The 26,298-nt window shown below is 68.3% G+C and carries 29 protein-coding genes; 10 read left to right on the forward strand and 19 right to left on the reverse strand.

Annotated elements, in window-relative coordinates:
* Positions 1-86 precede the first annotated feature (86 nt).
* The 3 genes from ABIE51_RS00460 to ABIE51_RS00470 form a co-directional block, all read right to left on the reverse strand.
* Positions 87-1,337, reverse strand: a complete 1,251-nt coding sequence (locus ABIE51_RS00460) for a heme biosynthesis protein HemY (protein ID WP_192631832.1) — start codon at positions 1,335-1,337, stop codon at positions 87-89.
* A gap of 79 nt (positions 1,338-1,416) precedes the next feature.
* Positions 1,417-2,391 (reverse strand): uroporphyrinogen-III C-methyltransferase, encoded by a 975-nt coding sequence (locus ABIE51_RS00465; protein ID WP_192631833.1) that lies wholly within the window; start codon positions 2,389-2,391, stop codon positions 1,417-1,419.
* Between the two features lie 61 nt (positions 2,392-2,452).
* On the reverse strand, positions 2,453-3,247 hold the full coding sequence (locus ABIE51_RS00470) for a uroporphyrinogen-III synthase (protein WP_502913319.1): 795 nt from the start codon (positions 3,245-3,247) through the stop codon (positions 2,453-2,455).
* A 13-nt stretch (positions 3,248-3,260) separates the two neighbouring features.
* On the opposite strand from ABIE51_RS00470, the gene ABIE51_RS00475 reads away from it, so the two are divergent.
* The 5 genes from ABIE51_RS00475 to ABIE51_RS00495 all read left to right on the forward strand — a co-directional run bounded on the left by ABIE51_RS00475 (position 3,261) and on the right by ABIE51_RS00495 (position 6,471).
* Positions 3,261-3,767, forward strand: a complete 507-nt coding sequence (locus ABIE51_RS00475; RefSeq protein ID WP_354503062.1) for a YiiD C-terminal domain-containing protein — start codon at positions 3,261-3,263, stop codon at positions 3,765-3,767.
* 28 nt (positions 3,768-3,795) lie between these two features.
* On the forward strand, positions 3,796-4,290 hold the full coding sequence (locus ABIE51_RS00480; RefSeq protein WP_354503064.1) for a hypothetical protein: 495 nt from the start codon (positions 3,796-3,798) through the stop codon (positions 4,288-4,290).
* A 4-nt stretch (positions 4,291-4,294) separates the two neighbouring features.
* Entirely contained in the window at positions 4,295-4,732 is a 438-nt protein-coding gene (locus ABIE51_RS00485; RefSeq protein WP_115843274.1) for a rhodanese-like domain-containing protein, read from the forward strand.
* Positions 4,733-4,917: 185 nt separating this feature from the next.
* On the forward strand, positions 4,918-5,430 hold the full coding sequence (secB, locus tag ABIE51_RS00490) for a protein-export chaperone SecB (protein ID WP_115843272.1): 513 nt from the start codon (positions 4,918-4,920) through the stop codon (positions 5,428-5,430).
* Between the two features lie 12 nt (positions 5,431-5,442).
* The gene (locus tag ABIE51_RS00495; protein WP_157031435.1) at positions 5,443-6,471 is read left to right on the forward strand and encodes an NAD(P)H-dependent glycerol-3-phosphate dehydrogenase; all 1,029 of its coding nucleotides are present in this window, start codon (positions 5,443-5,445) and stop codon (positions 6,469-6,471) included.
* A 66-nt stretch (positions 6,472-6,537) separates the two neighbouring features.
* Here the strand turns inward: ABIE51_RS00495 and ABIE51_RS00500 are convergent, their stop codons facing one another.
* From ABIE51_RS00500 to ABIE51_RS00510, 3 genes are all read right to left on the reverse strand, one after another.
* Positions 6,538-7,176 carry an outer membrane beta-barrel protein gene (locus ABIE51_RS00500; protein ID WP_192631836.1) on the reverse strand — a complete coding sequence of 213 codons (639 nt, stop codon included), beginning with the start codon at positions 7,174-7,176 and terminating at the stop codon, positions 6,538-6,540.
* A 132-nt stretch (positions 7,177-7,308) separates the two neighbouring features.
* Positions 7,309-7,962 (reverse strand): hypothetical protein, encoded by a 654-nt coding sequence (locus tag ABIE51_RS00505; protein WP_192631837.1) that lies wholly within the window; start codon positions 7,960-7,962, stop codon positions 7,309-7,311.
* A 203-nt stretch (positions 7,963-8,165) separates the two neighbouring features.
* Positions 8,166-8,741, reverse strand: coding sequence for an outer membrane beta-barrel protein (locus tag ABIE51_RS00510; RefSeq protein WP_115843263.1), 576 nt, complete (start codon positions 8,739-8,741; stop codon positions 8,166-8,168).
* 230 nt (positions 8,742-8,971) lie between these two features.
* Here ABIE51_RS00510 and queF point away from each other — a divergent pair, with 230 nt between their 5' ends.
* The 3 genes from queF (at position 8,972) to ABIE51_RS00525 (ending at position 10,720) form a co-directional block, all read left to right on the forward strand.
* Positions 8,972-9,793 (forward strand): NADPH-dependent 7-cyano-7-deazaguanine reductase QueF, encoded by an 822-nt coding sequence (gene queF, locus ABIE51_RS00515; RefSeq protein WP_192631838.1) that lies wholly within the window; start codon positions 8,972-8,974, stop codon positions 9,791-9,793.
* Positions 9,794-9,880: 87 nt separating this feature from the next.
* Positions 9,881-10,192: a LysM peptidoglycan-binding domain-containing protein gene (locus ABIE51_RS00520; RefSeq protein WP_115843259.1), complete on the forward strand. Its 312-nt coding sequence runs from the start codon at positions 9,881-9,883 to the stop codon at positions 10,190-10,192.
* A 27-nt stretch (positions 10,193-10,219) separates the two neighbouring features.
* Entirely contained in the window at positions 10,220-10,720 is a 501-nt protein-coding gene (locus ABIE51_RS00525; RefSeq protein WP_115843257.1) for a hypothetical protein, read from the forward strand.
* Between the two features lie 120 nt (positions 10,721-10,840).
* Here ABIE51_RS00525 and ABIE51_RS00530 read toward each other — a convergent pair whose 3' ends face one another.
* On the reverse strand, positions 10,841-11,257 hold the full coding sequence (locus tag ABIE51_RS00530) for a YchJ family protein (RefSeq protein WP_354503073.1): 417 nt from the start codon (positions 11,255-11,257) through the stop codon (positions 10,841-10,843).
* Between the two features lie 68 nt (positions 11,258-11,325).
* Between ABIE51_RS00530 and ABIE51_RS00535 the strand changes: the two genes are divergently transcribed.
* Both ABIE51_RS00535 and ABIE51_RS00540 read left to right on the forward strand, forming a co-directional pair.
* Positions 11,326-12,036, forward strand: a complete 711-nt coding sequence (locus tag ABIE51_RS00535) for a UPF0149 family protein (protein WP_157031480.1) — start codon at positions 11,326-11,328, stop codon at positions 12,034-12,036.
* 233 nt (positions 12,037-12,269) lie between these two features.
* Positions 12,270-14,495, forward strand: coding sequence for an NADP-dependent isocitrate dehydrogenase (locus ABIE51_RS00540; RefSeq protein ID WP_192631839.1), 2,226 nt, complete (start codon positions 12,270-12,272; stop codon positions 14,493-14,495).
* Between the two features lie 102 nt (positions 14,496-14,597).
* On the opposite strand, the gene ABIE51_RS00545 is transcribed toward ABIE51_RS00540, so the two are convergent.
* The 12 genes from ABIE51_RS00545 to ABIE51_RS00600 form a co-directional block, all read right to left on the reverse strand.
* A complete protein-coding gene (locus ABIE51_RS00545) occupies positions 14,598-14,972 on the reverse strand; it encodes a hypothetical protein (protein ID WP_192631840.1) in 375 nt (124 codons plus the stop codon).
* 48 nt (positions 14,973-15,020) lie between these two features.
* Positions 15,021-15,809, reverse strand: coding sequence for a LytR/AlgR family response regulator transcription factor (locus tag ABIE51_RS00550; protein WP_354503078.1), 789 nt, complete (start codon positions 15,807-15,809; stop codon positions 15,021-15,023).
* Positions 15,802-17,067 (reverse strand): sensor histidine kinase, encoded by a 1,266-nt coding sequence (locus tag ABIE51_RS00555; RefSeq protein WP_354503081.1) that lies wholly within the window; start codon positions 17,065-17,067, stop codon positions 15,802-15,804. The genes ABIE51_RS00550 and ABIE51_RS00555 overlap by 8 nt, the downstream gene beginning before the upstream one ends.
* A 277-nt stretch (positions 17,068-17,344) precedes the next feature.
* The gene (locus tag ABIE51_RS00560; RefSeq protein ID WP_115843247.1) at positions 17,345-18,382 is read right to left on the reverse strand and encodes a DUF4344 domain-containing metallopeptidase; all 1,038 of its coding nucleotides are present in this window, start codon (positions 18,380-18,382) and stop codon (positions 17,345-17,347) included.
* Between the two features lie 131 nt (positions 18,383-18,513).
* A complete protein-coding gene (locus tag ABIE51_RS00565; RefSeq protein WP_192631841.1) occupies positions 18,514-19,482 on the reverse strand; it encodes a DMT family transporter in 969 nt (322 codons plus the stop codon).
* A gap of 224 nt (positions 19,483-19,706) precedes the next feature.
* Entirely contained in the window at positions 19,707-20,531 is an 825-nt protein-coding gene (locus tag ABIE51_RS00570; RefSeq protein WP_192631842.1) for an AraC family transcriptional regulator, read from the reverse strand.
* 23 nt (positions 20,532-20,554) lie between these two features.
* Positions 20,555-21,445, reverse strand: a complete 891-nt coding sequence (locus ABIE51_RS00575; RefSeq protein ID WP_192631843.1) for an SGNH/GDSL hydrolase family protein — start codon at positions 21,443-21,445, stop codon at positions 20,555-20,557.
* 64 nt (positions 21,446-21,509) lie between these two features.
* On the reverse strand, positions 21,510-23,117 hold the full coding sequence (locus tag ABIE51_RS00580; RefSeq protein WP_192631844.1) for a PepSY-associated TM helix domain-containing protein: 1,608 nt from the start codon (positions 23,115-23,117) through the stop codon (positions 21,510-21,512).
* 7 nt (positions 23,118-23,124) lie between these two features.
* On the reverse strand, positions 23,125-23,388 hold the full coding sequence (locus tag ABIE51_RS00585) for a hypothetical protein (RefSeq protein WP_192631845.1): 264 nt from the start codon (positions 23,386-23,388) through the stop codon (positions 23,125-23,127).
* Entirely contained in the window at positions 23,388-23,675 is a 288-nt protein-coding gene (locus tag ABIE51_RS00590) for a hypothetical protein (protein ID WP_192631846.1), read from the reverse strand. Before ABIE51_RS00590 ends, ABIE51_RS00585 begins: the two co-directional genes overlap by 1 nt.
* Positions 23,676-23,684: 9 nt before the next feature.
* Complete coding sequence (locus tag ABIE51_RS00595; RefSeq protein WP_192631847.1) at positions 23,685-25,829, reverse strand: TonB-dependent siderophore receptor; 2,145 nt, start codon at positions 25,827-25,829, stop codon at positions 23,685-23,687.
* 255 nt (positions 25,830-26,084) lie between these two features.
* Positions 26,085-26,294 carry a hypothetical protein gene (locus ABIE51_RS00600; RefSeq protein WP_192631848.1) on the reverse strand — a complete coding sequence of 70 codons (210 nt, stop codon included), beginning with the start codon at positions 26,292-26,294 and terminating at the stop codon, positions 26,085-26,087.
* Positions 26,295-26,298 lie beyond the last annotated feature (4 nt).

The following is a 26,298-nucleotide window of genomic DNA, read 5'->3' on the forward strand; positions in this document are numbered from 1 at the left end:
AAGCCAGCCGTCGCTGAGATGACGGTCATGCGGTCGCGAATGGGCACCCGCGGCGAACGTCGCCACGAAGCACACCGCGGCGCCCATCACTCCCGCAACCGCGGTACCCCGTGCGCGTCGCGCTCCTCCACGACCGCCTGGTCGAAGATCGTCTGCCGCATGTCGCGCCCCGGCAACGGCTGCGTCGCTTCGCCGCGCGCGGCGCGCAGCGCGTTGGCGTAGCAATGGCGGGCCAGCTTCTCCTCGCCAGACCCCGCGAAGCCATCGCCCAGTTCTTCCCACGCCTCGCTGTTGCCACCCTGCGCCAGCGCGCGATGCAGGTACTGCTCCGCCTGCGGCCACTGGCCCTGCGCGCGCGACAGGCGCGCCAGCGTGAGCAGCAGCGCGGGGCTCGCCGGGTGCGCAGGCAGCCAGCGTTCGGCCGTGGCGCGGCGCTGCTCGAATTGGTTTACCGGCAACCGTCCGTACAACGCGGCGAGCGATTCGTCCCACTGCGCGTCCAGCGCCTGCTCGATGCTTTTCGACGCCGCTTCGTCCCAGCGCATCGCGGCGGCGCGCTCGGCGTAGGCGGCCACGGCGGCGGGATCGTTGCGGAGCGGCTTGGGCAAGGCCTCCCAGCGATCGGCGAGCACGTTCGCATCGGCCGCGTCGCGCAACGACGCGGCGGCCCACTGCGCTTCCAGCGCGCCGAGCCGTTCGTTCGACAATGCCTGCTGCTGGCGCAGCGCGCCCAGCGTGCCGTAGGCCTCGCCACTGCGGCCGAGCAACGCGAGCGCTTCGCCGCGCAACACGAGCCCGCGCGGCGGCAGCGGCGTCGCCGAAGGCGCATCGAGGATCGACAGCGCCTCGCTCGCGCGGCCCTGCGCCAGCGCGAGTTCGGCTTCGGCAATCGCGCGCGAAGCCGGGTTCGCCGTGCCGATCGCCGTGAGGTGCGCACGCGCCGCAGTTTCGTCGCCGCGCGCCATCGCCGCACGTGCCGCGCCGATGCGACCGACGGCCAATGCGTCGGGTTCCTGCGCGGCCTGCTCCAGCAGCTTTTCCGCGCGCGTCCATTCGCCGCGATGCACGGCATCGATGCCGTCGATCAGCCGCGCGCGCGACTGCTTGCGGCGATGGCGACGCATCGCCACGAACGGCAGCGTCGCCAGTTTCCACAGCAACCACAGCACGGCGAGCGCGACGACCAGCAGCGCGATCGCCTTGGGAACATTCGTCGTGTAGTCGTTGCCGCCGTAGCGCACGAGCACGTAGCCCGGGTCGAGCACCAGCAACTGCGCGACCAGCGCGCCGACCAGCGCCAGGACGATCCAGAACAGCACGTTGCGGAACAGGTTCATGGGCGGCTCCTTGTCGCGGGGTCGTCGATGTGTTCGTGCGTGCCGGGCCATCCGGCGATGCGCGCGGGCGAGGTTGCGATCAACCCGCGGCGCGCAACTGGCGCAGCTGCTGCAGTGTGCTGCCCAGCGTCGGAAGCGTGAGTGAAAGCTCGCGTCCGGCGATTTCGCGCAGCTTGGCGCGCTGCTGGTCGAGCATCGGCGACGGCGGCCACAGGCGCGTCATCCAGCCTTCGGCGCGTTGCAGCGCCTTGCGGAAACCGGCTTCGTCGCGACGTTCTGCGGCGGCGCGCGCCAGCGAGATTTCCAGCTGCAATCCCGACGCCGCGGCGATGCGATCGGCGGGCTGCACGGCGACGGTGCGGTCGCTCGGCTGCACGTCGATCAGCGTCGCGAACGCGCGGCGCCACCACGGCGCGTCGGACGGCAACGTGGACTGCGCTTCGACCGGCGCGGTGCTGATCGTCTGCGCGAACGCGTCCAGTTCGGCCATCGCACGCATGCGCGGTTCGACGCCGAGGGCGTCGAGGCCGGCACGCTCCTGCTGCAGCGTCTGGCGCAGGCTCAGGTACGCCGGATCGTCGATGCCGTCCAGCACGTTACCCGCGAGCACGTAGGCGCGACGCGCGCCTTCCAGGTCGCCGGCGATCAGCAGGCGCTGCTGCGCCATGTTGAGCAGCAACTCGGCTTCGTCCAGGCGCAGCGCCTGTTCGCCGTGGCGGTTGGGATCGGCGAGCTTGGACACGGTGTCCTCGATCAGCGACGAACGCTGGCCGATCCCAAGCACTTCATCGCGCAGCACGCGGTTGGTCGCGTCGGCCTGCTGCAGTCGCTGCAGCTGGGAGCGCTGGTCGCGACGGATCGAATCGATGCGGCCTTCCACTGCGTCCAGGCGCTGGCCGGCATCGAGCTGCTGCTCGCGGTCGCGCTCGTTGCGCGCCTGCCACTGCGTCCATCCCCACGCGCCGGCGATGACGGCGAGCACGACGACGATCAGCCACGCGATCCAGCCCCGCGAGCGGCGGGCGGGCGGCGGGGTCGGGGCGGGAGGGGACACGGTCGACACGGCTGACTCGGCAAAGCGCGGAGGGCGCCATGCTACCGGATGGCGACGCGCGTCACTCCGCGGGCGTGCCGGCCGCCGCAGCAACGAGGTCGGCCGGTCGCGCGCTGCGTGCGATGACCACGTCGGTGAAACCGTGCGTACGTGCGATGTCGGCCAGACGCTCGCTCGCGGCGATGACCTGCGCGCGGCGCAGGCGTTCGAGCAATGGCTCGGGAAGCGCATCGACGACGAGCTGCAGCGCTTCGGCGCTGGAGAGCGCGAGCTTCGCCGGCGCGTCCAGTTCGGCCAGACGGGAGAGCGAACGCGGCGAGAGCGCGACGGCGATGCGTTCGTACACGTCGGCGCGGATCACCCGTGCACCACGCGCTTCGAGTGCGGGAACCAGCACGCCACGCCCACCGGGCGCGGTGACGAAACCGACCGTTTGCCCGGTCAGTTCCGCCAGTCCGGGTAGCGACAACAACCCTTCGCTGTCCATGCGACGCGGCGCTTCCACATCGGCGACACCCGCGCGGCGAAGCGCGATCGCCGTGCCTTCGCCGACCGCGAACCAGCGCTGTCCGGGCAGCGCGCGCAACGGTTGCAGGCGTCGCGCCGCACGCACCGCGACGGGACTGGTAACGACCACGCGCGGTGCGGCGAGCGCTTCACGCAGTCGCTCGCGTGTGTCGGCGTCGTCGCGCAGATGAAGGCGCCACGGCGAGATCGCGATCAATCCCGCACCCGCGGAAGCGGCCGCAGCGCGCATCGGCGCGTGCTCGCCGCGTGCGCGCAGCGAGATCACGTACCATCCGGGCGTCGCGGGAGCGTGCATCGCACCAGCATAGCCGTCCCGCGCGTCCCCCATTTCCGGCCTTCGCATGACTTCCGATCCACGCGCCCTGCATCCGTACGCCGACGCACTCGCCCGCCTGCACCATCACTACCAGTCGATGCCGCCGGTCGCGGCGATGGACGTGTCGGTCGCCGATTACGACGGCTACCGCCTGCGCCTGCACGCGCCGCTGTCCACGCACGTCAACGACAAGGGGTGCGCGTTCGGCGGCAGCCTGGCGTCGATGATGACGCTGGCGTCCTGGGGCTTGGTGTCGCTGCATGTCGAGGAAGCGGGACTCGAGGCCGAGGTGTTCGTCGCCGACAGCCAGATCCGCTACCTCGCGCCGCTGTTCGCCGACCTGGACGTCGAAGCCGAACTGGCGCCGGAGGCCGCGTGGCCCGGCTTCATCGCCACGCTGCGCGAACGCGGCCGGGCGCGCATCGGCCTGGTCGCCCGAGCGAAGCTGCCCGACGGCGGAATCGCGACGGAGTTCACCGCCCGCTATGTCGCCATCGCCAAGCCGCGCGCGGCGGGCGCGATCAGCGGCTAGCATGGGCGCTCGAATCGAGGGGAACGCGATGCGCCTGACCAAGACCCTGCTGCTGGCCGTGCTGGCATTGCTGCTCGTGGCTGCCGCGCCGGCGTTTGCCCGCGGCAAGATGGACCAGCTGCAGGCCAACCAGTACGCGTGGTCGGGGGCGATCCGCTGGGGCGACTTCGAGGGCGCGCTGAGCCTGATCGAACCGGGCTACCGTGAAGCACATCCCGTGTCGGACTTGGAGCTCAAGCGCTACGAGCAGGTCCAGATCACCGCCTATCGTGAGCGCAACAGCTCGGCCGACAAGAAGGGCGGCATCGCGCTGCGGGACATCGAGATCGGCGTGGTCAACCGCCACACGCAGGCCGAACGCACGGTCCGCTACCGCGAGGAATGGCGCTGGGACGAGGCGTCCAAGAACTGGTGGCTGGTGTCCGGCATGCCGGGACCTGTGGGATGGCGAGTAACAAAACGCGCGGTTTTGCGCCGCCGTCGCCACTGGGCGACAATCCCGGCCCCGTTTCCTGCGCCGTGATGCCGTGACTTTCCAAGACCTGCTGGCCTTCGCCGAGCGCCACCTCTACCTCTCGCTCGGCCTCGTCGGCCTGACGGTGGCGATCCTCTACACCGAAGTCGCGCGCCTGTTCCGCGGCTACAAGGCGCTGCGCCCGGCCGAGCTGACGGGCCTGATGAACCGCGAGAACGCGCTGGTGGTCGACCTGTCGGCCAGCGCCGACTTCGAGAAGGGCCACATCGCCGGCAGCAAGTCGGTGCAGCCCAGCCAGTTCGATCCGGAGAGCAAGCTGCTCGCCGGCGCGAAGGAACTTCCGGTCGTGGTCGTCTGCCGCAACGGCCAGGGCTCGGCCGATGCCGCCAAGCGCCTGAAGAAGGCCGGCTTCAAGCACGTGTACTGGCTCGACGGCGGCATCGGCGCCTGGCAGGCGGCCGACCTGCCGCTGGTGAAGGGTCGCGCCTGACGCGCGATTTTTGCCGCGCGCGGCGGGGTTGATCGCCGTCGCGCATGCCCCAACACCGTCCCTGGGGACCGGCCCTCGTGGCTCGTCGGGGCGCCTTCGCCCACGCATTCTGAACAGCCGGGCACGTCGTGAACGCGTGCCATAATCGACCACTTACCGCAATTTCAACGCTTGGAGCACGAGAGATGTCCGAAGAAAACGTCAACGGCAATGCCGCGTCCGCCGAAACCAACGGCCCGGCGTTCACCGTCGAGAAGATCTACGTCAAGGACGTCTCCTTCGAGGTTCCGGGCGGTCCGGCGATCTTCAACGAGCAGGCGCAGCCGCAGCTCCAGATGAACCTCAACCAGAGCGTGCAGCGCCTCAACGACAACGCCTTCGAAGTCGTCCTGGGCATCACGCTGACCTGCTCGGCCAACGAGAAGACCCTGTACGTCGCCGAAGTGAAGCAGGCCGGCGTGTTCGGCCTGGCCGGCTTCGACGCGCAGACGCTGGACGCGATGCTCGGCACGCACTGCCCGAACGTCCTGTACCCGTACACCCGCCAGCTGATCAGCGACCTCATCCAGGCCGGCGGCTTCCCGCCGTTCTACCTGCAGCCGATCAACTTCGACGCGCTCTACGCCGAAGGCCTCCGCCAGCGCGCCGCGCAGCAGCAGTCGGGTCTGGCCGACGCCGAGACCGCCGGCAACGCCTGATCGCGCCGCGGCATGGAAGCGAACGCACTTCCTAACGTCGCGGTCCTTGGCGCGGGCTCCTGGGGCACCGCCCTGGCAGCCCTGATCGCACGGCACGGTCACCCGACCGTGCTGTGGGGTCGCGATGCCGACGGCATCGAGGCCATCGAAACCCGCCACGAGAACCCGCGCTACCTGCCCGGCATTCCGCTGCCGGCGTCGCTGCGTGCCACCACCGATCTCGAGCATTCGCTGAAGGGGGCCGACTTCGTCCTCGTCGTCGTCCCCTCGCATGCCTTCGCCGAAACCCTGCGCAAGCTCGCCCCGCATCGCCCGGCGCACGCCGGCGTGGCGTGGGCGACGAAGGGCTTCGAGCCGGGCAGCGGCCGGTTCCTGCATGAAGTCGCCGAAGAGGTGCTCGGTCCCGACGTGCCGCTGGCCGTCGTGACGGGCCCGTCGTTCGCGAAGGAAGTCGCGCAGGGCCTGCCCACCGCACTGACCGTGCACGGTAACGACGCCCCGTTCGCGCAGGCCGTCGCCGACGCGCTGCACGGTCCGGCGTTCCGCGCCTACACCGGCAACGACATGCTCGGCGCCGAACTCGGCGGCGCGATGAAGAACGTCCTCGCAGTCGCCACCGGCGTCGCCGACGGCATGCAGCTCGGCCTCAACGCGCGTGCGGGCCTGATCACCCGCGGGCTCAACGAGATGCTCCGCCTCAATCACGCCATCGGCGGCAAGGCCGAGACGCTGATGGGCCTGGCGGGCCTGGGCGACCTGGTGCTCACGTGTACGGGCGATCTTTCGCGCAACCGTCGCCTGGGCCTCGCGCTTGGCCGCGGCCAGTCGATCGAGGACGCCGTGCGCGAGATCGGACAGGTGGTCGAATCGGTGCAGACGGCCGACGAGGTCATGCGCCAGGCGGAGCGCCACGGCATCGAACTGCCGATCTCCAGCGCGGTGCAATGCGTGCTGCATGGCGACCTGACGCCGGCCGAGGGCCTGAAGCTCCTGCTCTCGCGCGAACAGAAACCGGAATACCCGCGCAACCTGTTCGGCTGAGTTTTCGCAGATCCATGAAAAAACCCGGCCGAGGCCGGGTTTTTTGTTTCCCGCGTGATCACTTCGTCAGAAGCTCGCGCGCACGCCCACGCCGAACATCGACGTGTCGCCACCGCCTTCGGCTTCGGCCACCAGGCCCCACGTCTGCGTGAGCTTGTACTGCACGCCGGCGCTGGCGCTGAAGGCGCCGTCGTAGAGATCGCCGTCGGTGTAGTTGCCCTTCACCCACAGCTCCACGTTGTCGGCGATGAGATGGCGCACGCCCACGGCGATGCGGACATCGTCGCCTTCGTCCGCGCCTTCCTCGTCGTCCTTGACGTCGATCTTCGTGCGGAGCCAGCTCAGTTCGGCGACCAAGTCGGTGCGATCGCGCAGGTCGTGGTGCCAGCCGGCGCCGAGCACGCCCTGCGACATGTCGATGCCGGCACTGCCGATTTCACCCCCGCCCATCGGCAGCGAGACGCTGACGTCGTCGTCGCCCTTGCGGTAGGCGCCGAACAGATGGATCGACGGCGCGACCTCCGCCGAACCGGCCACGTAGAAGCCGCCGGCCTCGATGTCGTCGATGTCGAATCCTGCCGGTGCCGGCAGTTCCTGGTTGAGTTGCGCGTACCCGGCTTCCAGGTACGTGTAGCTGTGTCCACCGGCGAGTGCGGCGAACGGCGCGGCCGCCAGCGCAGCCGCGAGTGCGAGTTGTTTCTTCATCCGATCCCCAGAAAAGGCGCGTGCAAACCAGGCCGCACTTTGGCACGAAAGCACCCGCGCGGCATGAGGCGGGCATCGCAAACGAAAGACCCGGCCGGAGCCGGGTCTTTGGTGGTTGCGTTGCAGCGCCGGTCAGAAGCTCGCGCGCACGCCGACCATGTAGCGGGACAGGTCGTCGAACACTTCCACTTCGCCCACCAGACCCCAGGTCTGGTTGAACTTGTACTGGCCGCCGACGCCGCCGACGAAGTTGCCGCTGAAGTCGCTGGCGTCGAGATAACCGACCTTAACCCAGCCTTCGACGTGCTCGTTGCCGCCACGGATGCCGACCGAGGCGCGGCCGCCGTTGACGTGCCACTTGTCGGTGAAGGTGCCTTCGTCGTCGTGGACCTTGAAGTCTTCTTCCATGCGGAAGTAGGCCAGCTCGCCGATGAAGTCCACTCGCTCGCCCATGGCCGAGTGGAAGCCCACGCCGAATTCGCTGATCGTCAGTTCGTCGTCGACCTTGGCTTCGTACGGATCGGGCAGACCGATGTCGAGGCTGACGTTGTCGCTGTCTTCTCCACTGGCGTAGCTGCCGAACAGGTAAACGGACTTGCTCACGCCGAACGAACCGCGCAGATAGCCGCCGTCGGCGTCGAAGTCGCCCAGGATTTCGTCGTCGTGATCGATGCGGGCCTGGTTGTAGCCGCCTTCGATGTAGGTGTAGCTGACACCGTTGTCCGCAGCGGAGGCGACGAACGGCGCGGCCGCCAGCATGGCAGCCAGAACAAAACGCTTCTTCATGAGTCCCCTGATCCTTTTGGTATTGGTCCCTGACCGCCATTGCAGCGGCCGGCGCACCATATCGTGAAGAAATCGTTAATACAAGGGTGCCTGTAGTCACAAAAAGAAGCCCGGCGGGGGCCGGGCTTCCAATCACGACATGGGGGAGAGAGAACGCTGTCGTGTAACTCGTTGTCCGCCAGTGGCGGGATCGGACGCTGCGATCAGAAGCTGATGCGCGGGCCGACGAAGTACTCGGTGTAGCCGTCGACGAACTTCACTTCGCCGTTGATGCCCCAGGTCTGGTTGAACTTCACCTGCGCACCGACGCGGCCGTAGAACTCGCCGTCGACGCCCTGGTCGTAGTCCTCGTAACCGGCCAGCGCAAAGGCTTCGATGTTCGGGGTCAGGCCCGCGCGCACGCCGGCTTCCACGCTCCAGCCGTCCAGGTCGATGGCATCGAACTCGGCCTTCTCGTAGGCGACGCGGGTGAGCAAATCGACGCTGGAGTTGATCTCGTGGTTGTAGCCCACGCCCAGGCGCCAGCGGTCCAGGTCGCCGAAGTTATGGTCGAACTCCTGGCTGCTGTAGTTGCCGAACAGGTGGAAGTTCGGCGCGATGGCGCCGGAACCGCCGACCGACCAGCCATCCGAATCCGGCGTGTCGTTGAAGCCGCCGATGGTGTCGGTGCTGGTGCCGACGTAGCCGCCTTCGATGTAGTTGTACGAGACGTTGTCGGCAGCCGACGCGGCGAACGGCAGCGCGGCGAGCAGGGTCAGGGCAAGCAGGGAACGCTTCATAAGGTCTCAGCCTCTTTATTAGGTGCCCGGCGCCTGTTTGGGGGAAACGCGAGTGGCGCCGGTGCCGTGGAGTATCCGGACCTAACCGAAATTTAACCTGAATACTGTACTGGGAGGTGCAGGAACTTCATCGAAACGTGACGGTCCCCCGCCGCGATCGGCACATCGCCACGTCGCTTCATCCGCAGCTTCAAAGAAGGCGGCGCAGGTCGCACCTGTAAAATCGCCGCATGACCCACGATCTCCCCCTCGGTCGCCACGTCGACTATCCGCGCGAATACGACGCGAGCCTGCTGTTCCCGATCGCCCGCTCGCTCGGCCGCGATCACATCGGCATCGCATCCGGCGAGCTGCCCTTCATCGGCGTGGACCGCTGGAACGCCTACGAGCTCAGCTGGCTCGACCGCCGCGGCAAGCCGCGCGTGGGCACCGCGACCATCACGGTGCCCGCGACGTCGCCGAACCTGGTCGAATCCAAGTCGCTCAAGCTCTACCTGAACTCGTTCAACGCGGCGCGTTTCGACTCCGACGCCGAGGTGCACGCACGCATCGTCGAAGACCTCACGCGTGTCGCCGGCGCGCCGGTCGACGTCCGGTTCGGCCTGCCGCCGATCGACGAAGCCGCTCCCGACAACGCGGTGCTCGACTGCATCGATTCGCTCGACGTCGAGATCGACGACTACGGCCCGCCGAACGCCGACCATCTCTCCGCCGATGCGTCGCGCGTGGTCACCGAGACGCTTACCAGCTCGCTGCTCAAGTCGAACTGCCCCGTCACCGGTCAGCCCGATTGGGCGCGCATCGTGATCGATTACCACGGGCCGAAGCTCGATCGCGCTGGACTGCTGCGCTACCTGGTGTCGTTCCGCGATCACGCCGAGTTCCACGAACAATGCGTCGAACGCGTGTTCGTCGATCTCCTCGCACACACGCGCGCGCAGCGGCTGTCGGTCGAAGCGCGCTACACGCGGCGCGGTGGACTGGACATCAATCCGTGGCGCGCGACGCCGGGAATCGAGCGCCCTGCACCCGGTCGCGACGAACGGCAATGAACAAGCGCAGCGCTTACCCGGTCGCCATATTTCCTTAACGGGACGCGTGCCAATGTGCCTCCGCCCTCACGACAGGAGGCTTCCAACGTGACCCAACCCGACAAGAAGGCCGATTTCTCGGACGTGCAGAGCAAGGTCGAGAGCACGGAACAGATCCGTCCCGATTTCAGCGACGTCCAGTCGTCGATCAGCTCGACGGAGCAGATCACGTCCGCCACCGCGGGCGAAGCGCAGTCCTACACCGTGCAGAAGGGCGACACGCTTTCGCACATCGCCAAGCAGTTCTACGGCAAGGCCAGCAAGTGGAACGCGATCTTCGACGCGAACCGCGACCAGCTGGACGATCCCGATCGCATCCAGCCGGGCCAGGTGCTGCGCATCCCGCCGGCGGGCGAGTGAACGAACGACAATCCAGGAGACGTCCCGATGATCCGCAACCACCTGCACACCGCCGTCGCTACCGCGCTGCTCGCGTCCGTCGCGCTGGTCGGCTGCAAGAAGAAGGAAGAACCCGTCGTCACCAGCACGCCGCCGGCGACGACTGAACCGGCCGCTCCCGCGCCGGCTCCGACGCCTGCTCCTGTCGCCACCGTCACCGTCACGACGGTCGACCTCGGCCCGACCGTCGGCGCCGACAAGAAGGTCGCTTCGCCGACCGCGACGTTCAAGCCCAGCGACACGATCAACGCGTCCGTCGGCACGACGACGTCCGATCCGGCGGCCGCGGTGCCGGCCAAGCTCGGCGCGAAGTGGACCTTCCAGGACGGCCAGACCGTCAAGGAAGACACCGCCGACGTGAACTTCGCCGGTCCCGGCCAGACCGTCTTCACCATCAGCAAGCCCGGCGGGTTCCCGACCGGCAAGTACAAGCTTGAAGTCCTCCTCGATGGCGCGGTCGTGCAGACGCGCGACTTCGAGGTGAAGTAACCGTCTCTCTCCCCCACCTCACTGGTGGGCAAGCATGGGCGCGGCTCGTTACCGCGCCCTTTTTTTATCCGCGTGTTTTTATCCGCGTGCTTTTATCTGCGTGTTCCCCCGGCGCGGGGTTCAACGCGGCGGCAGGATGCCGTCCACGTAATACCAGCGGCCGTCCTGGCGAACGAAGCGGCTGATTTCGTGCAGCCGGAACGCCGAGCCGCCCCCAACGCGATATCGCGCGACGAACTCGACGGTCGCGTGGTCCGCATCCAGCGGTGTGTGGCGCTTCACGTCGAGCCCGAGCCAGCGCGTCGACGCGGTGTCCTCAAGGTCGAGCGTCTCCAGCCGCGTGTCGGGATGCCAGCTGGCCAGCACGTACGCGGCATCACCGAGCACGTAGGCGCAGTAGCGCGAGCGCATCAGCGCCTCGGCATCGGCCGCCGGCGCGCCCGCGTGGAGCGGGCCGCAGCACTGGCCATACGGGCGGCCGCGGCCGCAGGGGCACGGGGTCGAGGGCGCCATGGGCGCGGACGGCTTCGGGTTCATGTGCGAATTCTCGGCGAGGCAACCCCACTGCGACTACCATGACGCGCCCCCGCGAAGCACGAGCCGCCATGAAAGCCGCCCCGAACTACCTCGACGACGACCAGATCGAACGCCTGGCCGAACTGCTGGAGCAGCGCGCCGTGCCGTTCAAGGGGTTCAACCTGGAGGCGCTGGACGGTTACCTTTCCGCGCTCGCGGTGGCGCCGGAAACCGTCCCGTTCGAACAGTGGCACGACGCCGTGTGGGGCACGCCCCCGCGCTGGAAGGACGAGGAAGAACGCGAACAGGTCCAGGCGCTGCTGCTGGGCCACTGGAACATGGTCAACCAGCGCGTGCGCTTCGGCGAGGACGACCTGCCCGACCATCTCGCGCCGCTGCTCTGGCTGCCGGAGAACCCGGAAGAGGAACAGGACGACGAACTCGATGTCGGCCGCGACTGGGCATTCGGCTTCTTCCGCGCGGTCGAGCTGAGCGAGATCAAGTGGGACCAGTGGCTCGACGAGCACGACTGGGTCGACGAGATCTTCCTGCGCTTCGATCGCCTCGCCAGCGGCGAGATCGTCGGCGAGGATCCCGAAGCGCCCGGCGAGCCGGTCAGCTATCGCGAACGGCTGGAGATCATCGCCTCGCTGCCGGGCATGCTCGCCGACCTGCACCACCTGCGCATCGACACGCTGACGCCGCGCGAGCCGATCCGGCGCGAGGCCACGCCCGACCGCAACGCGCCCTGTCCGTGCGGCAGCGGCAAGAAGTACAAGAAGTGCTGCGGCGCGGCCTGATCGCCCGCCGCCAGCCTCCGACGCCATACCCTCGCGTGCGGTAGCGCGCGCCTCGGCGTGCGCTACCCGCGCGCCTCACTGTTGCGCCCACGCGCTTTGCCGCGCTGCATCGAAACCGCGACAATGCCAGGGTTGCGCGCCGCCCAGGCGCGCGCGTCGAACAGGCCGCGCCGGCGCCACGCCGCGACGAGCCGCGCACCCGCCCCCGTCTTCCGCTAGCGAGTCACGCCGACATGCCCAACACGCCCAAGATCCTCTACACGCTGACGGACGAAGCGCCGTTCCTGGCCACGCAGTCGCTGCTGCCGATCATCGAGGCCTACACCGCGCCGGCGGGCATCGCGGTGGAAACGCGCGACATCTCGCTGGCCGGCCGCATCCTGTCGCAGTTCCCCGAACTGCTTAAGCCCGACCAGAAGATCGCCGACGACCTGGCTGAACTGGGCCAGCTCGCGACCACGCCGGACGCGAACATCATCAAGCTGCCCAACATCTCCGCGTCGGTGCCGCAGCTCAAGGCCGCCATTGCCGAGCTGCAGCAGCAGGGCTACGCGCTGCCGGATTACCCGGAAGAGCCGAAGGGCGAGCAGGAGAACGACATCAAGTCGCGCTACGACCGCGTCAAGGGCAGCGCGGTGAACCCGGTGCTGCGCGAAGGCAATTCCGACCGTCGCGCGCCGCTGTCGGTGAAGAACTACGCGCGCAAGCATCCGCACCGCATAGGCGCGTGGAGCGCCGATTCGGCCTCGCACGTCGCGCACATGGACGCCGGCGATTTCTACGCGAGCGAGCAGTCGAAGGTGATCGACAAGGCCGGCACGGTCTCGATCGAGCTCACCGGCGCAGACGGCCGCCGCAACATGCTCAAGACCAACATCAAGGTGCAGGCCGGCGAAGTGATCGACGCCTCGCTGATGAGCGCCAAGGCGCTGTCGGCGTTCGTCGATGCGCAGATCGACGACGCGCTCGCGCGCGGCGTGCTGTTCTCGCTGCACCTGAAGGCCACGATGATGAAGGTGTCCGATCCGATCATGTTCGGCATCGTCGTCAAGCGCTTCTACCGCGACACGCTGGCCAAGCACGCCGACGTGCTGGCCCGCGCCGGCTTCGACGCGAACAACGGCATCGGCGACCTCTACGCGCGCCTGCCGTCGCTGCCGCCGGAGACCGTCGCCGCCATCGAGGCCGACATCGCCGCCGAATACGCGCGTCGCCCGTCGCTGGCGATGGTCAACTCCGACAAGGGCATCACCAACCTGCACGTGCCCAGCGACGTCATCGTCGACGCGTCCATGCCGGCGATGATCCGCGACTCCGGCCGCATGTGGAACACCGACGGCAAGCTGCAGGACACCAAGGCGATCATTCCCGACCGCTGCTACGCCGGCATCTACCAGGCCGTGGTCGACGACTGCAAGGCGCACGGCGCGTTCGATCCGGCGACGATGGGCTCGGTGCCCAACGTCGGCCTGATGGCGCAGAAGGCCGAGGAATACGGAAGCCACGACAAGACCTTCCAGATTCCCGCCGACGGCGTGGTGCGCGTGCTCGACGACGCCGGCCACGTGCTGATGGAGCACACGGTCGAAGCCGGCGACATCTGGCGCATGTGCCAGACCAAGGACGCGCCGATCCAGGACTGGGTGAAGCTCGCGGTGAACCGCGCGCGCCTGTCGAACACGCCGGCGGTCTTCTGGCTCGATCCGCAGCGCGCGCACGACGCGAACCTGATCGCGAAGGTCGAGCGTTACCTGAAGGACCACGACACCGCAGGCCTGGACATCCGCATCCTGTCGCCGGTGGAGGCGATGAAGCTGTCGCTCTCGCGCATCCGCGACGGCAAGGACACGATCTCGGTCACCGGCAACGTGCTGCGCGACTATCTCACCGACCTGTTCCCGATCATGGAACTGGGCACCAGCGCGAAGATGCTGTCGATCGTGCCGCTGATGGCCGGCGGCGGCCTGTTCGAGACCGGCGCCGGCGGTTCGGCGCCGAAGCACGTGCAGCAGTTCGTCGAGGAGAACTACCTGCGCTGGGATTCGCTGGGCGAGTTCCTCGCGCTGGCCGCTTCGCTCGAACACCTCGCCAACCACACCGGCAACGCGCGCGCGAAGGTGCTGGCCGACACGCTGGACGAGGCGAACGCGAAGTTCCTCGACAACGACAAGTCGCCCTCGCGCAAGGTCGGCGGCATCGACAACCGCGGCAGCCATTTCTACCTGGCGATGTACTGGGCGCGCGCGCTGGCGAACCAGACGAACGATGCCGAACTCGCCACGCGTTTCGGCAAGCTCGCCGACGCGCTGGAAGCGAACGAGCAGAAGATCGTCGACGAGCAGATCGCCGCGCAGGGCAAGCCCGTGGACATCGGCGGCTATTACCACCCGGACATGGGCAAGCTCGCCAAGGCGATGCGTCCGAGCGAAACGTTCAACGCGGCGCTCGCGGCGCTTTGATTTTCCGCTCCCTCCCCTGCGAATGCAGGGGAGGGGTGAAGTCGGGGCGATGACGCCCGGCTAACCTGACAACTTCCCGGGCTCGCTTCCGGGCTACAAGGGTCAGCGCGCGGTCGGTTCCGGCACCGGGCAACCCGGTGCCGCCGCGCCATTCTCATCGCTCACGCACAACCGGAAATCGCGCAGCCCCGCGATCTGCCGCGTGTCGCCATCGGCGACGGCGAACTGCCGGATCGGCTTCGCCAGGCATCCGGCGTCCTTCTTGTTCGACGCGGAACAATCGCGCGGGAACAGCGTGTAGTAGCACTGCCCGCTCGCGCTACTCAGGCACTCGAAGCGCGCCACGCCGGCCTCCACGACCGTGCGACTGTCCAGCGACGTCGCGCCGTCATGCACGATGCGATCGACGAACGTGCTCTTGCCCACGTCGCAGCCGAACAGCGACAGCACGAAATACAGCAATGCCTGGAACTTCATGGTGCACCTCGCAGATGACTTGGCGATCCGTTGCCGGAAGCGTCGGTGTTACATGTGGCGGAACAGCGCCATGAACGGCGCGCTGACCGGCAGCGTTTCGGGGCGCGATTTCAGGCGCACGGTGCCGCGCCCGGTGTCGTCGCGCACGATGCCGGCGATCGCCTTCAGGTTGACGATGGTGGAGCGGTGGATCTGCCGGAACGTCGACGGATCCAGCACGCCCAGCAGTTCGCGGATCGGCGTGCGCAGCAGCGCTTCGCCTTCGGCGGTGACGACGGTGGTGTACTTGTTGTCGGCGCGGAAGTAGGCGACTTCATCGACGAGGATCAGGCGCGTCTCGCGCCCGGCGCTGGCGGTGATCCACGTCAGCGGCGGCGCCGCGGCGGCGGCCGGCCGCGCACCGAGGCGTTGCAGCAGGTCGGCGAGCACCGCCGCGTCGTTGTTGCCCGTGCGCTCCTTCAATCGCTGCACGGTGGTCGAAAGGCGCGCGGGCGAAATGGGCTTGAGCAGGTAATCGACCGCACCGCGCTCGAAGGCGTCGATCGCGTACTGGTCGTACGCCGTGACGAACACCACCTGCGTGCGCGGCGACACCTGCGCGGCGGCCGCGGCGACTTCGAGACCGGTGATGCCGGGCATGCGGATGTCCAGGAAGGCGACGGTCGGCGTGTGTTCGGCCAGCGCTTCCAGCGCACTCGCGCCGTCCTCGCACTCGGCGACGATCTGCAGTTCCGGCCAGGCCTCGCGCAATTGCTTGACCAGCGACTCGCGCAGCAACGATTCGTCTTCGGCGACGACGCAGGTGAAGGCACGCTCGGACATAGTGGAATCAGACATGGCGGCCCTCCGTCGGGATCGCGGGCGGCAAGGCGGGCGGAACGGAGATCGTCGCCGCAACGCCGCTGGGGAAATTCGCGACGACCGACAGCGCCGCGCTCGCGCCGTACAGCAGGCGCAGGCGTTCGCGCACGTTCTTCAGGCCGATGCCCGTGCCGCTGTTCTTCGTGTTGAAACCTTCGCCGTCGTCGGCCACGGTCACGGCGACGACATCGTCCACGCGGCGCGCGCGGATCCACACGGTGCCGCCGCCGGTGCGCGGCTCCAGGCCGTGCTTGATCGCGTTCTCCACCAGCGTCTGCAACACCATCGGCGGCAGCGGCGTGCCGCGCAGCGATTCGGGCACGTCGACCTGCACGGCCAGGCGCGAGCCCATGCGGATCTTCAGGATTTCCAGATAGGCCAATGCGCGTTCGAGTTCCGCGCTCAGCGTGGACATCTCGTTGTCGGTGCTCGGCAGCGAACGGCGCAGGTACTGGATGAGGTGGCCGAGCATCTCGTCGGCGCGCGCCGGATCGCTGCGCGTGAGCAGCTGCGCGCTGGCGAGCGTGTTGTAGAGGAAGTGCGGTTCGACCTGCGCGTGCAGCAGGTTCAGGCGCGCGACCGTGAGCTCCTTCTCCGTCGCGGTCTGCGCGGTCTCGGCCTTTTCGTCGCGGCGACGCTGCGCGACGCGGCGGCTGATCGCCCGCGTGATCGCCTCGGCGTTCTCGAAGTTGGTGCCCTCGTCGACGAGGAACCAGTCGCTCCATGCGGGGCTTTCCGGTTCGCAGATCAACGTGACGCTGGCGGCGTCGCGACCCGGCGTCACGGTGACGAGGATGCGGTTGCGCGGCACGCCGAACCAGCGCATCGGGTTCCACTGGCCGAGCGGATGGTCGCCGTCGTTCTGCGGACGTGCCACCGTCGCGCGCAGTTGCAGGCTGTCGCGCGCGCTTTCCACCGGGCCGATGCGCGGCAGCTCGCGCACCGCGGCGTCGACCAGATCGAACGCCTCGCCGGCTTCGAACGGCACTTCCACCTGCCGGCGCTGGCGGTTGTCGAGCGCTTCCTTGTCGACGCGGTTGGCGATCAGGCGCACGCGGTCCACGTGCGAGGACGCGGCCACGACCACCAGCGCCATCGTCGCGATGCCGGCCATCGTGAGCACCCAGTCGAGCCGGCCGAGCACCGGCAGCTGGTTCCAGATGGCCGACACGACCAGCAACGCCATGAACCAGGCGAAGCCGATGCGGAGCACGAAGGCCAGGGTCTTGAACACGGAAGCGCCTGTCACGATGGAATGCGGCGCAGCATAGCGACCCCGGCGCCGGCCGGAAGGGCGCGCGCGACGAACGCGGGTGCGGCGCGACGAAGCGGGGGCTGGGGGGAGTGAAGCCCTCCTCCTGCGGTCGGGCGGGCGCGCTTTGATGCCGTCATTCCCGCGAAGGCGGGAATCCAGGCGTCCGGGCCATCAGGGCATCCGGAAGGTGAGACGTCTGGAGGATGGATTCCCGCCTTCGCGGGAATGACAGCAACGAGCCGGTGACGCGGGAGGATCAGCGGATGTACGACGAATCCGTGTTCCGCACGCGTTCGATCTCGCGTTGCTTGAACAGGCGGTTCGCCTTCTCCTCCGTCATCTCGTACTTCGGCGCCACGTACGGCAGCAGCAGGCGCAGCCACGAACTGCTGATGCGGCGCGACTCCTCCGGGCAGCCCTGCGCGCGCGATTCGGGCAGGTCGCCGTCGGTCACGATGCTCAGGTAGCGCGCCGGGTCGCTGCCGTACAGCAGGCACTGCAGGTTGAAGTAGCGCTGCTCGCCCAGCGCGTGCTGGTCGGCGTAGGCGTCGAGGTTGTATTCGCCGGTGCTGCGCGCGAGGAACCAGTTGGACGCCATGCGCAGGTTTTCGGTGACGGTCGAGGTGGATTCGTTGAGCCCGGCGAAGCGCAGCATCAGCGTGGTCGCGAGCTGGTCGACGGCGTCTTCCTCACGGCCCGTGATCGGGATTTCCAGCAGCGTGATCAGCGCGTGGCCGGTTTCGTGCAGCAGGATGAAGCGGAAGTTCGCATCCAGGTACTGCTGCGCGTAGGTGTCGGGGAGCTTGTTGTGCGCCGCGAGCTCACGGCCGCGCTGCTCGAGCACCTTCATCGTCTCGTAGCACATCACCACTTCATTGCGTTCGGGCGAATAGAACGCGTTGACCTCGCCGCATTCGGCGGTGACGTAGTTGATCGGACGCGGCAGCATCAGCATGCCGTCGATGGCCTGCACTTCCGGGATGTGGCGCAGCATGTCGGTGTCGTGCGCGAGCTTGTAGTACGGCTCCAGCTCGGCGTTCTTCGGCTTCACGTATTCGTAGCCGAACTGCACGCCACCGGCCTTGCTCTCGGCATCGGCGGTCTTGGCGAAGCTCACCGGCTTGAGCGCGGCCATGTCGTCGGCCATCGCCTTCTCGGCCGCCTTGCGGCCTTCCTCGCGCGCGGCCGCGAGCGCGGCGGCCTGGCGCTTGCCGGCGATCAATGAATAGCCGAACGCGCCGCTCACCACGCCCAGTGCCAGCGACAGCAATACGATCAAGAGTCTCGTCGACATGCGCGTCCCCGTGCGCTTACCCAGGCGACGCGCGCTCCCGTGCGTGCGTCGTGGGCGGAATCCTAGCCGCTGCGGCGTGACGGCGGAACCGCCACGGCCTTCACACGTCGTGGAGCCGCGCTACACGCGCTTCAGGCGGCGTGGCCCTCGGCGACGCTGGCTTCGGGCCGGATGCGCACGGCCCAGAGGACGCCGGCGATCAGCAGCGCGATGCCCAGCATCGTCAGCGGTTCGGGCGCGCGGCCGCGGAGGATGAAGGCGTAAGCCAGCGCGGCGAGCGTCTCGAACACGATCAGCTGCCCCGCCAGCGCGGTCGGCAGGCGCTGGCTGGCGGCGTTCCAGCACAGCGTCCCGATCCACGAGGCGAACAGGCCGATGCACGCCATCAGGCCGACGAAGAACCACGGGCGCGGACCAAGCGGCATCGCGAAGTCGCTTCCCGCCACGGCCATGCCGCCCCACAGCAGCGCGTAGCCGGCCAGCGCGAGCGGCAGCGTCGCCACGCCCTGCGCGGTCGCCCACGTGCGCGGGCTGCGATCCGGGTGCGCGCGCAGCCAGTCCGCGTTGCGCAGCGGATACCAGGTCCAGCACGCCACCGCCACGATCGCCAGCAGCGCGCCCTGCAGGTAACGCGACGCGTCGGCGTCGGGCTGCGCGCGCAGGGCTTCCAGTTCGACCCGGTTGACGCAGGCGATGCCGAGCGCGATCAGCAGCAGCGATGGCGCGAGTTTGCGCCACGGCAGGCGTCCATCGCGGCGGTGGTCGCGAAGGTTCGCGCTGATGGCGATGACCACCGGCAACGTGCCGATGATCATCGTCGGCAACGGCGCCCCGGCGCGCTGGATCGCGCTGGCCAGGCACACGTAATAGAGCAGGTTGCCGATGGCCGCGAGCTTGAGCGCCTCTTTCCAGTCGGCGCGCGACAGGCGGCGCAGGTTGGCGCGGTCGATCCATGCCAGCGGCAGCGCGATCAGGCCGAAGGCGAGGTAGCGGCCGACCGATTGCAGCGCCGCCGGGTAGTCGGGCAGCAGGAGCGGCGCCACGAAGACGAGGCCCCAGAGCAGGCCGGCGGCGAGGGCGTAGAGGGTTCCGGTGAGCATGGGGGAAGCGTGGGCGCTTGGGCTTGCGGTGTCTTGAACGAGATTGCGGCGGCATCTCGACTCCCTCCCCTGCTCCGCAGGGGAGGGTTGGGGAGGGGTGAAGTCCACAGCGGGGAACGAGAACGAAGGTGGTGCGCCCACCGCTGCATCGCCCGTCCCGCCCTCACCCCAACCCCTCTCCCGCAGGCGGGAGAGGGGCTAGGACCGAAGGGGAGAAGGAAGCATCAGCTGCGCACCTGCCGCTGGTACCGCGCCGGCGTCACGCCGTAGCGCTGCGCGAAGGCGCGCGTCAGGTGCGCCTGGTCGCTCAGGCCGACGTCGGCGGCGACCTGCGCCGGCGCGACGCCATCGGCCAGCCGGCGCTTGGCTTCGAACAAGCGAAGCGCCATCAACATCTGCTGCGGCGTGGCGTCGTACTGCGTGCGGAACGCGCGAAGGAAATGGAACGGGCTCAGTTCGGCGACGGCGGCGAGTTCGTCCAGCGTGAGCCGCCGCGCGAGGTTGTCGCGCAGGAACTCGACGACGCGCGCGAACCGAGGCGCCGCATCGCGCGACAGCGGACGCGCGGTGCGCGCCTGGTCGGAGAACGCATCGAGCAGCTCGAACAGCAGGCCGTCGAACGCCAGCGGCTCGTCCGTGCGCCACAGCGCATCGAGAAGCACGGTCACGCGCTTTGCACGCGCCGCGTCGTGTTCGACCGCATCGCGGAACCACAGGCCGTGCTGCCCCGTGACCGTCTCGACGACCTCCGCATCGATATACGCCATGCGATAGCGCCAGCCGCCGTCGGTTTCGGCGCGACCGGTATGCAGCACGTCCGGATTCATCATCACGCGCGAATCCTGCGGCGCGAGGTGGTCGCTGCCGCGATAGCGGAAACGCTCCACGCCGCTTTCGATCGCGCCGAGCCCGTAGGCTTCGTGCGTGTGCGGCTCGAACGTGTGCCGCACGATATGCGCGCGATACAGCTCAACGCCATCGCGATGCGCCGGGCGGCGGAACTGCGCCCGGTCCAGCGGATGATCGAAATGTTCGGGCACGCCCTGCATGCCGTGATCATGCCACGCAGGCGTTATGCGCGGCGTTTCGCCGGCGGCAGGAGCGCGTTCGCGGCCCGGCGGAGCTTCAGCGACAGCGTGTGGAAGCCGGCGCCGGTCGGATGCATCTCGTCGAACCACGCGTCGGCCTGCCGCAGCGTGCCGCGCAGGTCGATGAAGGTGAACAGGCCGGAGAACTCCGCGCGCGCGGCCAGCGGCGCGAGCACGTGGTCGTGGAAGCCGTCGATCAGCAACGCGGCGAAGCGCTTCTGCTGCGCCACCTGCGGCAGCACGTGCGCGATATTCGGCGCGATCCACGGCCCGATGTTGTCGCGCAGCAGCGCCGCCGCGCCGAGGTTGGCGACAGTCAGTCGTGCCGGCTCGCCCATGCGCTGCGGGTAATCGTAGGTGTGCGCGAGGATCGGCGTGTTCGGTCGCGTGCGCTTGAACGCGCGCAGGAGGCGCTGGTACGCGCCACGCACTTCCTCGAAACGACGCGAGCGTTCGACGCGCGCGAACGCCTGCTCCGGCGTCATCGGCGATTGGCCAGCGAACAGGCCTTTGAGGAAATCGGCGACGAAATCGTTCCCGCCCGCACTGATCAACACGACGTCGAACTCAAAGCCTTCATACCAGTCGACGAGGTCGGCGATGCGGCGTTCGGAGAAGATGTCGGTCGCGAGGTCGCCGCTCTTCTCGGTGCGGAAGAACAAACCGCCCGCGCCGAACTGCGGAACGCCGCGCTCCTCGTCTTCGGGCGTGGGGAAGACGAGCCAGTCGAGCAGGTTCATCGCCAGCGGCGTGGAGAACCACGAATCGCCCTCGCAGAAGAACACCGGCGTGCGCGCGGCCAGGTCGGGCTTGCGCCGCAGCGCGCGGTAGATGCGGCGGAACTCGCCGCGCTGGGTGGTGATGGTGGAAGGCATCCGGGCTTTCCTGTTCGCGACGTCCTTATGGCAGAACGCCGCGAACGGTCCGTGACGGCCGCGCCTACGGTTGCGGCGCTTCCACGCGCGCGGCGACCGGCGCGGGCGCGATCGCCCACACGCTGTTCGCCTCGCCCTCGCGCATGCGGCGCGCGGTGACGCGGGCGAGCCACGCGAAGCCGACGGCCATCGCAATCGCGCCGGCATCGATCGCAAAGAGCGCCCAATGCCCGGCCGCCGCACTCGTCCACCACCATGCGCCGGTGACGATGCCGTGCGCGAACGGAATCAGCGCAGTCGCGATCGCGGCGGTCCACAGCAGTTCGTACGCGGCGCGGATCGGCGGCCGCAGTGCGGCCCACAGCGCGCACAGTACCCACGTCGCGAAGCACGCGGCATTCACGCCGGATGCAAGCCCGATGCCCGACAGCGCCGGCAGCTGCAGCAATTGCGTTGCGATGAACGCGACCGAGATCGCCACGCACACGCCGATGCATACGCCCACCGTCGCACGCGCCATCCACAGCTGCGCGCGGCCCTGTTCGGCCTGTCGACGCTTGCGGCGTGCCTCGATCCACAACAGGTTGCCCGAGTAGAACAGGAACGCGCCGCCGAGGCCGAGCAGGAAGTACAGCCACTGCACCCACGCGTTGCCGTACTCGCCGAAATGCAGCGCGTACGCGGACGACAGCGTGGCGTGGTTCGCGTCGCGCTGGCCGGGCAGCTGCGTGGCGAGCGTCGCGCCGGTGTTCGCGTTCATGGCGACCGAACCCAGCGGACCAAGCGTGCCCGACGATTCGCCGGTGACTTCCACCGTCGCGTTCGCATCGCCGGCGTTGGCGAGCTTGAGGTAGGCGGGCTCGAACTCTTCGATGCCCTGCTGGCGCGCGATGGCGACGCTGCGCTCGTGCCACATCGCGAGCGAGCCGATCTTCTGCTCATGACCCGCGGGCGCGACGACCGGCGCGGTGTCCATCGCCGGGCCGAGCGCCGTCATCAGCTGGTTGCGATAGATCAGCGGATTGAGCGCCAGCATCGCGATCATCACCAGGCACAACATCGCGCCGGTGACGGCGAACATGATGTGCATCGGCAAACTCAGAACGCCGATGACGTTGTGTGCGTCCTGCCACATGCGCTTGAGGTTTCGGCCCGGACGCAGCGCGAACAGGTCGTCGACCAGCTTCGGGAGGTGGATCACGACACCGGAAATCAGCGCCAGCCCGTACAGCAGGCTGACGATGCCCATCAGGTAGGTGCCGGCGACGGGAATGCCGAGCGAGTAGTGCAGCGCGTTGACCAGTTCCGACAGTGCGCCGCCCGGCATCTCGTCGAGGCCTTCGGGATGTTCGGTGGTCGCGTAGCGCCACGCGCCCGACGCGTCCTGCCAGTACGTGGCGGTGATCGGATACTCATCGCCGGGAAACACCATGCCGACGTGCTTGCGCGACTCGGGATGGCGCGCGAGCGTTTCATCGAGCAGCTGCTGAGCTTCGGCCAATGTCTGCGACGTGGCGTGTACGCCGTGCGGCGACTGCCATGCCTGCAGGTCGTGGTGGAAGATGGTGATCGCGCCCGCATAGAACGCCACGAACAGCGCGAAGCCGGCGACGAGGCCTACCCAGGTGTGCAGCGTGGTGAACGTGCGCAACGTGTTGGAGGAGATCTTCATCGCGTCCTCATTCGACCCAGCGCAGCCACTGCAACAACCACAGCGCGCCCAACGAAACCATGGCCAAAGCACTCAGCCACGCCCACGCGCGCTTGCCGCTGGCGAACTGGAAGCTCGCGCCCATCACCGCGATCCAGACGACGAAGAACGCGATGATCCCGGCGACGATGGTGCCCTGCCACGGGCCCGGCAACGCCCACGTGAGCAGGCCGACCAGCCCCGCCGACAGCAGGAAACCCGGCACGATCCCGGCGAACGCACGCGCCCACATCAGCGCGCCTCTCCGTTTCCGGCCGGCGCCGTGCGCCACGCCAGATATGGAAGCGCCATCAGCGCGAGCATCCACGTGCCCAGCATCGCGCACAGCCCGGCGCCGACGCCGAGCTGCGCGATGAATACCCACAGTGACGCCACGGCCAGCAGGCCGCCGACGAGCTTTCCGCGCGCGGCATGGCGACGCCACGACGGCCAGCGGCAATGCGGAGACGCGGCATACAGCGACGCCGCCGACACCAGCGACATCGCGATGGCCGTGATCGTGGCGGCGAGCGGATTCATCGCCTCAGGTCACCACTGGTAGCGCGCGGTCGCGGTGACCGTGCGCGGATAACCGTAGTAGCACCACGTGCCGCTGTTGCAGGTCGCGATGTAATCCTTGTCGCCGACGTTCTGCGCATTGAGCTGCAGGCGCCACGCGCCGATTTCGTAATGCACCGAGGCATCGAACAGCGTGTACGACGGCGTCTGCCATGCGTTGTACGCATCGCCGTAATGCTCGCCGGTGTAACGCACGCCGGCACCGAAGCCCAGGCCCGACAGCGGGCCACCGATGATCGTGTAATCGGCGCCGAGCGAGGCGACATTCTCCGGCTGCAGCGGGATTTCCTTGCCCAGCGACAGCGGGTCGGTCGATTTGGTCACTTCCGAATCGGTGTAGGTGTACGCGCCGTACACGCTCAGGCCGTTGCCGATGTTCCAGCGGCCTTCCAGCTCGACGCCGCGCACCTTCGTCTCGCCCTGCTGGATCGAGTACAGCGTGTGGTTCGGATCCACGACAAGCGTGTTCTCCTGCACCAGCTCGTAGGCGGCGATGGTTGCGAGCACGCGATTGCTCGCCGGCTGGTATTTCAGGCCGATCTCCGTCTGCTCGCCGGTGGTCGGCACGAACGCCGTGCCGAAGAAGTCGGTGCCGACGGTGGGCTGGAACGACTGCGACCAGCCGATGTACGGCGCGAAGCCGTTGTCGAACAGGTAGTTCACGCCGACGCGCCCGGAGAACTTGTCGTCGCTCTGGTGCGACTGCGCGCCGCCGATGACTTCGTGCGTGTCGGTGCCGACCCAGTCCTGGCGCGCGCCGAGCGTGACCACCCAGCGATCGACCTTCATCTGGTCCTGCGCGTACAGGCCGAACTGCGACTGCGTCTGGCGCGTGCGCGAGGAGAAGTCCGGCTCGACGATTGGCGAGCCGTACACCGGCGCGAAGAGGTCCAGCGTCGGTGCGCCGAACACGAATGCCGACGCGTAATCGTTGCGCGCGCGACGGAAGTCCAGGCCGGTGAGCAGCGTGTGCTCGACCGCGCCGATGCTGAAGTCGAACTGCAGCTGGTTGTCGACGCCGAAGGTCTTGCTCTCTTCCTCCGTATTCCAGAGGTAGCGCACGAGCGTGCGGTAGTCGACCGGCTGGAACGTCACCGGATCGGTAAGCCAGCCGAACGCACCGACCGACGTGCTCGGATCGATCTTCGTCACGCCGTAGCGCAGGTTCTGGCGGAACGTCGCGCCGCCGCCGAAGTCATGGAAGTACTCCCACCCCAGCGACGTCATCGTCTTGTCGTAATTGTTGAAGCCCGGCTCGCCGGTAAAGCGGTTGCGCGCGATGCGGCCGTTCGGGTTCGGCAGCAGCGTGCCTTCGGCCGGCAGGAAGCCGGCGCCGGCGACGGTGTCGTTCTTCTGCCAGCGCGCGAGCAGCGTCAGCGAGTTCGCTTCGTCCGGCTTCCACGTCAGCGCCGGCGCGATGAAATAGCGGTCGTCGTGGACGAAGTCGATTTCGTCGTCGCTCTGGCGCGCCAGCGCGGTGAGGCGGTACGTCCACACGCCATCGTCGGTGAGCTTGCCGCCGAAGTCGCCGGCGAGCTGGAACAGGTCGTACGTGCCAACCTGCACTTCGACCTCGCGCAGCGTCGCGTCGGTCGGACGCTTGCTCACGTAATTGACCATGCCGCCGGGCGGCATCGCGCCGTAGGCGACCGACGCCGGGCCCTTGAGCACTTCCACGCGCTCCAGGCCGTAGGGCTCGATGCGCGTGATCGACGTACCGCTGCCTTCGGCGAGCGCGAGGCCATCGAGGTAGCGCGCCGGCGTGAAGCCGCGCAGGAGCAGCCAGTCCGAACGCGGATCGCCGCCGTAGCCGCCGCCCTGCGCGCCGGCGGTGAACCAGATCGCCTCCTCGATCCCGTGGATCGCGCGGTCCTTCATCTGCTGGTCGGTGACGACCGAAATCGACTGCGGGATCTCGCGGATCGGCGTGTCCGTCTTGGTCGCGGTGCCGGCGGTGCGGGCGATCGGCGCGCGCACTTCGACCGAATCCAGGTCCGTGGCGCTGGCGCCCTGCTGGGCGAACGCGGGCATGGCGGCGCCGGCGAGCATCGCGACGGCGAGCGCGTGGCGGATCGAGACCGGCAACGGCCGGACGGCGGAACGGTGGGAGCGCATCGGGAACCTTGAAGTGGAGGCTGGCCCTGGCCGGGAGCGCGCCATGCGTGTCGCCCGGTGGCCGGCAAATAAGAATCGTTCGCGATTGTAGGGCCTGCGACCGGGCCGAACAATTGAGCCGAACTCTTCGCGTGCGCCGGCGGCACGTTATGGCCGCACAAGGAAAAGCGCCGCGGTGGGGGCGCGGCGCTCGGGGGAAAACCTGGCGATGTGGTGCGCGCGGGCGGTCGCCTTCGGACAACGCGCGCGCGGAGGTCAGCCGCAGCCGCAGATCGCGAGTTCGTCGTCGAACGACGATTCGGACGGCGCCTGCTCGCGCTTCACGCGGGCGTGGCCCAGCGGTGCGAAGAAGCGCGCGGACGCGATGCGGTTGCCGTAGCCGGCGAAGCGCTCGTCGAGGTCGTCGAACGGGTGCGGTTCGGCCTGGTCGGCCTGCGGAATGAAGAGATTGGTGAAGACGTTCATGGCG

This window comes from Lysobacter sp. OAE881 (assembly GCF_040546665.1).
Taxonomy (GTDB): domain Bacteria; phylum Pseudomonadota; class Gammaproteobacteria; order Xanthomonadales; family Xanthomonadaceae; genus Lysobacter_J; species Lysobacter_J soli.

Excerpts from the sequence above, each read along its gene's own strand:
- ABIE51_RS00460 (WP_192631832.1), bottom strand. The coding sequence starts at position 1,337 with ATGAACCTGTTCCGCAACGTGCTGTTCTGGATCGTCCTGGCGCTGGTC.
- ABIE51_RS00525 (WP_115843257.1), top strand. The coding sequence starts at position 10,220 with ATGATCCGCAACCACCTGCACACCGCCGTCGCTACCGCGCTGCTCGCG.
- ABIE51_RS00585 (WP_192631845.1), bottom strand. The coding sequence starts at position 23,388 with ATGTGGGCGCGTGCGTTCGCCGGGATCGTGCCGGGTTTCCTGCTGTCG.
- ABIE51_RS00495 (WP_157031435.1), top strand. The coding sequence starts at position 5,443 with ATGGAAGCGAACGCACTTCCTAACGTCGCGGTCCTTGGCGCGGGCTCC.
- ABIE51_RS00570 (WP_192631842.1), bottom strand. The coding sequence starts at position 20,531 with ATGCAGGGCGTGCCCGAACATTTCGATCATCCGCTGGACCGGGCGCAG.
- ABIE51_RS00535 (WP_157031480.1), top strand. The coding sequence starts at position 11,326 with ATGAAAGCCGCCCCGAACTACCTCGACGACGACCAGATCGAACGCCTG.
- secB (WP_115843272.1), top strand. The coding sequence starts at position 4,918 with ATGTCCGAAGAAAACGTCAACGGCAATGCCGCGTCCGCCGAAACCAAC.
- ABIE51_RS00480 (WP_354503064.1), top strand. The coding sequence starts at position 3,796 with ATGCGCCTGACCAAGACCCTGCTGCTGGCCGTGCTGGCATTGCTGCTC.
- ABIE51_RS00565 (WP_192631841.1), bottom strand. The coding sequence starts at position 19,482 with ATGCTCACCGGAACCCTCTACGCCCTCGCCGCCGGCCTGCTCTGGGGC.
- ABIE51_RS00505 (WP_192631837.1), bottom strand. The coding sequence starts at position 7,962 with ATGAAGAAGCGTTTTGTTCTGGCTGCCATGCTGGCGGCCGCGCCGTTC.
- queF (WP_192631838.1), top strand. The coding sequence starts at position 8,972 with ATGACCCACGATCTCCCCCTCGGTCGCCACGTCGACTATCCGCGCGAA.
- ABIE51_RS00470 (WP_502913319.1), bottom strand. The coding sequence starts at position 3,247 with ATGGGGGACGCGCGGGACGGCTATGCTGGTGCGATGCACGCTCCCGCG.
- ABIE51_RS00600 (WP_192631848.1), bottom strand. The coding sequence starts at position 26,294 with ATGAACGTCTTCACCAATCTCTTCATTCCGCAGGCCGACCAGGCCGAA.
- ABIE51_RS00575 (WP_192631843.1), bottom strand. The coding sequence starts at position 21,445 with ATGCCTTCCACCATCACCACCCAGCGCGGCGAGTTCCGCCGCATCTAC.
- ABIE51_RS00590 (WP_192631846.1), bottom strand. The coding sequence starts at position 23,675 with ATGAATCCGCTCGCCGCCACGATCACGGCCATCGCGATGTCGCTGGTG.
- ABIE51_RS00530 (WP_354503073.1), bottom strand. The coding sequence starts at position 11,257 with ATGAACCCGAAGCCGTCCGCGCCCATGGCGCCCTCGACCCCGTGCCCC.
- ABIE51_RS00540 (WP_192631839.1), top strand. The coding sequence starts at position 12,270 with ATGCCCAACACGCCCAAGATCCTCTACACGCTGACGGACGAAGCGCCG.
- ABIE51_RS00510 (WP_115843263.1), bottom strand. The coding sequence starts at position 8,741 with ATGAAGCGTTCCCTGCTTGCCCTGACCCTGCTCGCCGCGCTGCCGTTC.
- ABIE51_RS00560 (WP_115843247.1), bottom strand. The coding sequence starts at position 18,382 with ATGTCGACGAGACTCTTGATCGTATTGCTGTCGCTGGCACTGGGCGTG.
- ABIE51_RS00580 (WP_192631844.1), bottom strand. The coding sequence starts at position 23,117 with ATGAAGATCTCCTCCAACACGTTGCGCACGTTCACCACGCTGCACACC.
- ABIE51_RS00595 (WP_192631847.1), bottom strand. The coding sequence starts at position 25,829 with ATGCGCTCCCACCGTTCCGCCGTCCGGCCGTTGCCGGTCTCGATCCGC.
- ABIE51_RS00545 (WP_192631840.1), bottom strand. The coding sequence starts at position 14,972 with ATGAAGTTCCAGGCATTGCTGTATTTCGTGCTGTCGCTGTTCGGCTGC.
- ABIE51_RS00475 (WP_354503062.1), top strand. The coding sequence starts at position 3,261 with ATGACTTCCGATCCACGCGCCCTGCATCCGTACGCCGACGCACTCGCC.
- ABIE51_RS00550 (WP_354503078.1), bottom strand. The coding sequence starts at position 15,809 with ATGTCTGATTCCACTATGTCCGAGCGTGCCTTCACCTGCGTCGTCGCC.
- ABIE51_RS00500 (WP_192631836.1), bottom strand. The coding sequence starts at position 7,176 with ATGAAGAAACAACTCGCACTCGCGGCTGCGCTGGCGGCCGCGCCGTTC.